Source organism: Kocuria sp. HSID17590 (genome assembly GCF_003989485.1).
Lineage (GTDB): Bacteria > Actinomycetota > Actinomycetes > Actinomycetales > Micrococcaceae > Kocuria > Kocuria salsicia.
On sequence record NZ_RBMB01000056.1, the window covers coordinates 1 to 8,544 of the forward strand.

Annotated in this window: 6 protein-coding genes and 1 pseudogene; 6 read left to right on the forward strand and 1 reads right to left on the reverse strand. The window is 69.7% G+C overall.

Translation table 11 applies throughout. From position 1 onward, the window contains the following. Positions 1–198: 198 nt before the first annotated feature. Together D8M39_RS12105 and D8M39_RS12110 are read left to right on the forward strand one after the other, a co-directional pair. Positions 199–2,289: a glycoside hydrolase family 15 protein gene (locus D8M39_RS12105; RefSeq protein ID WP_055086531.1), complete on the forward strand. Its 2,091-nt coding sequence runs from the start codon at positions 199–201 to the stop codon at positions 2,287–2,289. A 273-nt stretch (positions 2,290–2,562) separates the two neighbouring features. Beyond that, positions 2,563–6,177, forward strand: a complete 3,615-nt coding sequence (locus tag D8M39_RS12110) for a bifunctional proline dehydrogenase/L-glutamate gamma-semialdehyde dehydrogenase (RefSeq protein WP_126875099.1) — start codon at positions 2,563–2,565, stop codon at positions 6,175–6,177. A gap of 210 nt (positions 6,178–6,387) precedes the next feature. Here D8M39_RS12110 and D8M39_RS12115 read toward each other — a convergent pair whose 3' ends face one another. After that, entirely contained in the window at positions 6,388–6,525 is a 138-nt protein-coding gene (locus D8M39_RS12115; RefSeq protein WP_238694082.1) for a hypothetical protein, read from the reverse strand. A 225-nt stretch (positions 6,526–6,750) separates the two neighbouring features. Here D8M39_RS12115 and D8M39_RS12120 point away from each other — a divergent pair, with 225 nt between their 5' ends. The 4 genes and pseudogenes from D8M39_RS12120 to D8M39_RS13075 all read left to right on the forward strand — a co-directional run. After that, positions 6,751–7,503, forward strand: coding sequence for a zinc-binding dehydrogenase (locus D8M39_RS12120; RefSeq protein ID WP_238694083.1), 753 nt, complete (start codon positions 6,751–6,753; stop codon positions 7,501–7,503). Next, the gene (locus D8M39_RS13070) at positions 7,496–7,705 is read left to right on the forward strand and encodes a hypothetical protein (protein ID WP_238694084.1); all 210 of its coding nucleotides are present in this window, start codon (positions 7,496–7,498) and stop codon (positions 7,703–7,705) included. The genes D8M39_RS12120 and D8M39_RS13070 overlap by 8 nt, the downstream gene beginning before the upstream one ends. A gap of 22 nt (positions 7,706–7,727) precedes the next feature. Next, complete coding sequence (locus tag D8M39_RS12125) at positions 7,728–8,276, forward strand: type 1 glutamine amidotransferase domain-containing protein (protein WP_202975512.1); 549 nt, start codon at positions 7,728–7,730, stop codon at positions 8,274–8,276. Next, a pseudogene (locus D8M39_RS13075) lies at positions 8,273–8,440 on the forward strand (antibiotic biosynthesis monooxygenase); the annotation flags it as partial. The gene D8M39_RS12125 and the pseudogene D8M39_RS13075, both read left to right, overlap by 4 nt. Between the last annotated feature and the right edge of the window lie 104 nt (positions 8,441–8,544).

Consider the following 8,544-nt stretch of genomic DNA (forward strand, 5'->3'; position numbering starts at 1 on the left):
CAACCACCGCAGGCTCCACGGTAGCCTCGGAATGGTCAGCCCCGACGAGTTCGAGGCGGCCTACTACGCGGCCCTCAACCCAGAGCCGCTCCCCGCATAGAAGCGGCCGAGAACCTGGGACGGTTCAGCCCACATCGGCCGCACGGCCAGTGTCCCGTGCGAGGTGAGCCGCCCGCGCGTTTGTGAGATTCTGGGGGCATGGCTTCAAAGATCGAGGACTACGCCCTGCTGTCCAACATGCGCAGCGGGCCGCTGGTCTCCCGGCACGGGTCGGTGGACTGGTGGTGCGTGCCGCGCTTCGACTCCCCGGCACTGTTCGCGGCTTTGTTGGGCACCCCGGACCACGGACGCTGGCTGCTCGCGCCGTACTGCGCGGTGGACGACGACGCCGCGGTGGACATGTCCCTGCCCGGTGTGATCGCGGTGGAGCGCTTCTACGCGGAGAACACGTTCGTGCTGCACACGGTGTGGTCCACGGACACCGGCACGGTGCGCGTCACGGACTTCATGCCGCTCAACGCCCGCACCGAGCTGATCCGCCGGGTGGAGGGCCTCACGGGTGAGGTGGAGATGTTCCAGGACCTCCGGCTGCGCTTCAACTACGGCTCGTCCGTGCCGTGGCTGAGCCGCTTCGACGTGCTCGAGGACGAGTCGGAGGACGCCGAGGCCGAGTCCGTGCTGGTGGGCATGGCCGGTCCGGACTCCGTGGTCTTCCACGGCGATCCGCTGCCGGAGGCGGATCCGGACAAGACCAAGCGCCGCCACGCGGGCTCGTTCACGGTGGCGGCCGGTCAGACCCGGGACTTCACGCTCACGTGGTTCCCGTCCCACGGCGTGCCCCCGGAGGCGGTGGACGTGAACGAGACGCTGACGGCCACCGTGAACCTGTGGCAGGAGTGGACAGAGCGCTACGAGCCCTACGACCCCCTCACGGATCCCGCGGCCATGAACCACACGGACCCGGACGAGCAGCCGCCCGCGCTGCACGCCTTCGGTGCGGGCGCCGGGGACCTCGACACCTCCGAGCGCCCCTCGGCACGGGACGTGGGTCGTCACGGGGACCGCCCCCACCACGAGGGCGCCGCCCTGGGCGGGTTCACGCTCACGGCCACGGACGACGAGCCCGCGGACCTCGTCCGGCGCAGCCTGCTGGTGGTGCGCGGACTGATGCACCAGGCCACGGGCGGGCTGATCGGCGCCCCCACCACGTCACTGCCGGAGGTCGTGGGTGCGGAGCGCAACTGGGACCACCGGCTCTCGTGGCCCCGGGATGCCGCGTCCGCGCTGGAGGTCATGCTGGACCACGGCCACGACCGCGAGGCCGCCCAGCTGCGCAACTGGCTGCTGCGCGCGGTGGCCGGGGACGTCAACAACCCCTCCAACATCTACACCCTGGACGGCTCACCCCAGATCCGTGAGCGCCTGGTGGACCTGCCGGGCTACGAGCGCTCGCGGCCCGTGCGCGACGGCAACTCCTCCGGCAGCCACTACCAGTCGGACGTGGCCGGGCACGTGCTGCGCGCGTTCGAGATGCTGCGCCGGCGCGGTGTGCAGGAGGACCACCTCTCGTGGCCGCTGCAGCAGGCGCTGCTGCGCGCCGTAGTGGCCAACTACGAGGAGAAGGACCAGGGAATCTGGGAGATGCGCGGCGAGCCCCAGTACTACACGCACTCGCGCGTGATGATGTGGGCCGCCATGCAGGCAGGTGTGGACGCCGTGCGCATCCACGGCCTGCCCGGGGACGTGGAGACCTGGGAGGAGCACCGCGACCAGCTCGCGCACGAGATCTGGACCAGCGGCTACGACCCCCAGGTGGGCTCGTTCGTGCAGTACTACGGCTCCACGGACGTGGACGCCTCCCTGCTGCAGCTGCCCATGGTGGGTTTCGTGGCCTACGACGACGAGCGCATGCTCGGCACCGTGGAACGCATCCGCACCGAGCTCACCGATAGCTCGGGGCTGCTGCACCGTTACCGCAACCTGCCGCAGCTCACGGACCTGGACGACGCCGAGGCGTTCGCGTCCTCGATCGGCCAGGACGGCTTCGCGGGGCAGTCCGCCCCGTCCATCTCCGCCACGCTGCAGCTCGCGGAGCAGCTGGCCATGTGCGGGCACACGCAGGAGGCCGTGCGGGTCACGGATCTCGTGCTCTCCACGGCCAACGATCTGGGTCTGCTGGCCTCCACCTACTCGCCGTCCCAGCACCGCGCCACGGGCAACTTCCCGCAGGCCGAGGCGCACCTGCACCTGATCCGCGTGATCGACATTCTGCAGGCGGAGCTCGGCTGAGCGCGGTGGTTCCAGGGCGCGCCGCCGGGGTCGACGACGCCGCGTGGCCCGCTGCCGGACGACGGGCCGGGGAGATGCGCGGGCGGCGTCGTGCGCGTCCGCGGCGTGCGAAGCGTGAGGTGTGTTGCAGGCCGCCGTGAGGGTGATTACTCGCGACGCCGCGCGCCACGGTAGCGTGGTGAGACCAGCCACGCCGGGCCCGGTGAGACTTGGCTGGTGGCCGAGGGAATGCCTCGGCACCTTCCCCGGGCCGAGACTCTTGGAGGCGCTGCAATGGCACGCACCGTCAATACCGGATCCGATCCCCATTCGCTCGCAGATCCCGCCGTGGATCTCGTGCGCACGTGGCTGCAGAAGGCTCAGGACAACGAGCGCAAGAGCAGGCAGAAGAACCCTGCCGAGGACCGCCTCGCCGCCGTGCTGCAGGACCCCAACGGGCTGGAGTTCACGGTGGGTTTCGTGGACCGCGTGATCCGCACGGAGGACACGAAGGCTGCGGCAAAGGCGCTGCAGGACATCGCCAAGCTGACCCCGCAGTCCATGCCGGCCGCGGACCGGGCCCAGATCCAGGCGGGCGTCGTGCTCTCCGGCGCGCTGCCCTCCGTGGTGGTCCCCGCGGCGCGCACCCGTCTGCGTCAGATGGTCGGCCACATGGTCGTGGACGCCCGCCCGGGCCCGTTCGGCAAGTCCGTGAAGGGCCTCAAGCAGCACGGTCACCGGCTGAACATCAACCTCCTGGGCGAGGAGGTGCTCGGCGAGGACGAGGCGAAGAAGCACCTCGCGGACGCCGAGGGCCTGTTGCGCCGCGAGGATGTGGACTACGTCTCCCTGAAGGTTTCCTCCGTGGTGCCGCAGCTGTCCCACTGGGGCTTCGAACGCACCGCCGAGCGCGTCGTCGAGCGCCTGCTGCCGCTGTATGAAACGGCCGCCACCAAGGGCACCGGCAAGATGTTCATCAACCTGGACATGGAGGTCTACTCGGACCTCGAACTGACCATCGAGGTGTTCCAGCGGCTGCTGAACAAGCCCCAGCTGAAGAACCTCGAGGCCGGCATCGTCATCCAGGCCTATCTCCCGGACGCCCTCGGCGCCATCCAGCGGCTCTCCGAGTGGTCCGGGCAGCGCGTCGCGGACGGCGGCGCACAGATCAAGGTCCGCCTGGTCAAGGGCGCGAACCTCGCCATGGAGAACGTGGACGCGGAAATGCACGGCTGGCCGCTGGCCACCACGGAGTCCAAACAGGCCACGGACACCAACTACAAGCGCGTGCTCACCTGGCTGTTCCAGCCCGAGCGCATGAAGGGCATGCGGCTGGGCGTGGCCGGTCACAACCTCTTCGACATCGCCTTCGCCCACCTGCTGGCCGGGCAGCGCGGCGTCACCGACCGCATCGAGTTCGAGATGCTCCAGGGCATGGCCACCTCCCAGAGCGAGGCCGTGTCCACGGACGTGGGCCAGCTGCTGCTGTACGTGCCGGCCGTGAAGCCCGCGGAGTTCGACGTCGCCGTGTCCTACCTGGTGCGCCGCCTCGAGGAGAACTCCGCGAACGAGAACTTCATGTCCGGGATCTTCGAGCTGGGTCCGGACAACTGGGTGTTCCAGCGCGAGGAGGGCCGCTTCCGGGCCGCGCTCGCCGAGCTGGAGACAGAGCCGCAGGCCCCGGGTCCGCGCCGCGTGCAGGACCGCACCACGGAGACCGCGGGGGAGCAGGCCACCCTCCCGCTGGACGAGCCGTTCCGCAACGAGCCGGACACGGACGTCTCCGTGCCCGCCAACCAGCGCTGGGCCGGGGGCCTGGCCGAGAAGATCGGCAGCAGCGAGTGGTACGCCTCCGTGGCCGTGCCCGAGCTGCTGATGGACATGGACATGGACCAGGACTCGGACGAGGCGGTGCAGGCCGTGAACGACGTCGTGGCCACCGCCAAGGCCGCCGGCAAGCACTGGGCAGCCACCCCCGCCCGTGAGCGCGCCGAGATCCTCAACCGCGCCGCGGACATCCTCGCCGCGCGCCGCGGCCACCTCATGGCCGTGGCGGGTGCCGAGACCGGCAAGGTGCTGGAGCAGGCGGACCCCGAGGTCTCCGAGGCCGTGGACTTCTGCCGCTACTACGCCCGCCGGGCCCTGGAGCTGGAGTTCGTGGACGGCGGGGACTTCGTGCCGCACGCCGTGACCGTGGTGACCCCGCCGTGGAACTTCCCGCTGGCCATCCCCACGGGCACCACCGTGGCGCCCCTGGCCACCGGCTCGGCCGTGATCCACAAGCCGTCCCCCGAGTCCCGCCGCTGCTCCACCGCGGTGTGCGAGGCGCTGTGGGAGGCCGGTGTGCCGCGCGACGTGCTGCAGCTCGTGGACGCCGTGGAGGGCGAGGCCGGCAAGACGCTGATCTCCCACCCGGACGTGGAGCGCGTGGTGCTCACCGGCGCGTACGAGACCGCGCAGCTGTTCGCCTCGTGGGACCCGGAGCGCCCGCTCACCGCGGAGACCTCCGGCAAGAACGCCCTGGTGATCACCCCCAGCGCGGACCGGGACCAGGCGGTGTGGGACCTCGTCTCCAGCGCCTTCGGGCACGCGGGGCAGAAGTGCTCCGCGGCGTCGCTCGGCATCCTGGTGGGCTCCGTGGCCACGTCCGAGCGGTTCCGCCGCCAGCTCGTGGACGCCGCCTCCTCCATGGTGGTGGACTGGCCCGTGAACCTGCAGGCCACCGTGGGCCCCACCGTGGAGCAGCCCTCGGACAAGCTCCTGCGCGGGCTCACCAAGCTGGAGCCGGGCGAGGAGTGGCTCATCGAGCCCAAGCAGCTGGACGACTCCGGGCGGCTGTGGCGGCCCGGGATCCGCACGGGCGTGAAGCCCGGGTCCTTCTTCCACCTCACGGAGTGCTTCGGCCCCGTCCTGGGGCTCATGTCCGCGGACAGCCTCGAGGAGGCCGTGGAGCTGCAGAACGCCACGGACTACGGGCTCACCGCGGGCATCCACTCCCTGGACGCGGACGAGATCCTGCGCTGGATCGACTCCGTGCAGGCCGGCAACCTCTACGTGAACCGCGGGATCACCGGTGCGATCGTGCAGCGCCAGCCGTTCGGTGGTTGGAAGCGCTCCTCCGTGGGTCTCGGCGCGAAGGCGGGTGGCCCCAACTACCTGGCGTCGCTGGGCCGCTGGAAGCGCGCCGGGTTCTCGGACTCCAGCACGGACCGGGGTGCGGCCGGTGCGTGGGTCCTCGATCCGCGCGTGCACCGCGCGCTGGACGCCGTGACCCCGCTGATCTCGGACGAGGACCTCGTGTGGCTGCGCCGCGCCGCGCAGTCGGACCAGTCCGAGTGGCAGCGCGAGTTCGGCCAGGTCAAGGACCCCACCGCCCTGCGCAGCGAGGCCAACCTGTTCCGCTACCGCCCCCGCACCGTGGTGGTGCGCGCCCAGGAGGGTGCGTCCCTCACGGACGTCCTGCGCGTGGGCCTCGCGGCCGTGCGCTCGGGTTCGCAGGTGGTCCTCAGCGCCGCGGACGCGCTCCCCGCAGCCGTGAACGGGCTGTTCGCCACGGTACTGAACCCGGCGTCCGACGCCGAGTTCGCGCACGCCCTGGGCACCGGCTCCCTGGGCCCGCTGGGTCAGCTCTCGGACTTGCGCGCCCTGGACGACGACGCCCTCGACGTCCGCCACGGCGCCCGCGTCCGCGTGATCTCCCCGTGGGACGGCTCCGAGGAGGACCTCAAGGACCTCTACACGGTGCGCGCCGAGCACCCGGACATCGCCCTGATCACCGAGGACGTGGTGGGCACCGGGCGCGTGGAGATGATGTACATGCTGGCCGAGCAGGCCGTGTCCATCACCATGCACCGCTTCGGCAACCACAGCCAGTCCATGCAGCGGGTGGTGGACGAGATGGTGCGGTGACCGGGCGGCGTCATGCCTGCCGCCCGGCGGCCTGCGGGTCGCGGGCGCCTGGCGCTCCAGGGCGGACCGGCTGCTGACCCCGGACTCTCGAGGTCTGGCATCGGAACGGACGCGAGCCGCGCTCCCGGGGGACCGGGGGCGCCGCTCGTGCTGTGCCCGGACTCGGCAGGGGCGATGCGCTACCGCGAAGCACGGGGCGTTCCGCGGGCCTCAGATCCGGTGGGTGTTCCTCCGTTGCTGACCGCGCCGGATCCCGCCGCTCACCACCAGGAGCAGCGTCACCAGCAGCGGCCAGCCGATGAAGCCGCGCCAGGCCAGGTCGGTGAACGCGATCGGAGCCGCCGTCACGACGGCCACGAGGGCGCGCAGCCAGGGAAGTGGGATGTCGTTGTGGTAGCCATCCCACCGCGCTAGAAGGACACGTGACGGCGGCACCATGGTCGCTCGGCCAGTTGTTGGCGGCTTGCACCATGGACCCATGACGGGATTCGGGACTGCTACCTGTCACCTATCCGTGCAGCAGACCCGTTCGGCCACGAGAACATGGGGGAGGTCGTCGAGGTCGGTAGTGGCGTGGAGAAGGTCAGGGTCGGAGACCGGGTTGTGCTGCCGTTCAATATCTCGTGCGGATTCTGTAAGAACTGCGAACGCGGGCTCACGAACTATTGCCTGACGACGCAACCTGACCCGTCGACCGCCGGTGCGGCCTACGGGTTCGCCGCAATGGACCCGTACGGCGGTGGCCAAGCGGAACTGCTCCGGGTGCCTTTCGGTGATCACAACGCGCTGCGCCTGGGCGAAGATGCGGAGGAGAAGGAGAACGACTACGTCATGCTCTCCGACATCTTCCCCACCGGCTACCACGCCACCGAGATGGCCGGCGTGATCCCGGGCGACAGTGTTGTTATCGCCGGGGCGGGTCTGGTCGGGCTGATGGCCGCCCTGTTCGCGATGATCAAGGGCGCCGCGAAGGTGATGGTGGTCGATCGTCACCCTGACCGGCTCGCGTTGGCCGAGCAGATCGGCGCGATCGCCATCGATGACTCCAAGGTCGATCCCGTGCAAACCGTTCTCGACGAGACGATGGGGCTGGGAGCCGACCGGGGCTGCGAATGCGTGGGTTACCAGGCCCACGATCCCCAGGGAAACGAAGACACGGCCGCTACCCTGAACATGCTCATCAACGCGGTGCGCTTCACCGGACGAATCGGCACCGTCGGCGTGTTCGTCCCCCAGGGCCCCGGAAGCAAGGATGACCTGCGCCAAGCAGGGAAAGGCGGCCATCGACTTCGGCACGCATTGGTTCACGGGTCAGACCATGGGTAGCGGTCAGGCCCCGGTCAAGCGGTACAACCGCCAGCTGCGGGACTTGATCGCCGCCGGCAAGGCGACCCCCTCGTGGATCGTCTCCCACGAGATCTCGCTGGACCAGGCCGCCGATGCCTACAAGAACTTCGACGCCAGGTCCAAGGGTTGGACGAAGGTCCTCATCAAGCCCGGGATGTCGACGGAGAAGAAGGCGAGCTGATATGTCCGAGACGCTATAGGGCATGAGAGTCGCCATCCTCGCCGCGGACGGGGTCGAGCGAGTCGAGCTCGAACAGCCCCGCGAGGCACTGGAGCGGGCCGGCGCACAGACCGAGGTGCTGTCGATCCATGACGGTGAGATTCAGACGCGTGAGAACGATCTGGATGCAGCAGGCACGTTCACCGTTGACGGGTTGGTCGCGGACGCCTCTGTCACCCACTATGACGCCCTGCTTCTCCCGGGCGGCACGGTGAACCCCGACCACCTCCGGGTTGACCCCGACGCAGTCTCCTTCGTCCGCGAGGTCGTCGAAAGCGGTAAGCCCGTTGCGGCGATCTGTCACGGGCCGTGGACGCTGATCGAGGCCGGTGTGGTCGAAGGCCGCACCTTGACGTCCTTCCCGAGCATCCGCACGGACCTGCGCAACGCCGGTGCTGACGTCGTCGACCAGGACGTCGTGGTGGACGGGAACCTGATCACCAGCCGCTCGCCCGATGACCTGCCTGTGTTCTGCGATACAATCGTGACGCAATTTGCGAGCAATTCGACCCAGGAAGAGGTGATGTCATGAGCGTGACCAAGGGACTGCTTGTCAGGCTGGAGGCCCTGCCCGGCAAGGAAGACGAGGTCCAGGAATTCCTCGGCATCGGGCGAGGGCTCGTTGAGGAGGAACCGGCCACCGTCGCGTGGTTCGCGATCCGTCTCGGCCCGTCTGGGCCGCCCCCTTCATTCGGTCCGGTCGCTGTGCGAGTCGTCGGTTTCCGATTGATGGGTGCATTGCCGAGCGTAGTCGACGGGTGCGAGGTAGCCGAGCGATGAATGCCGGCGGTCGTGGTTGT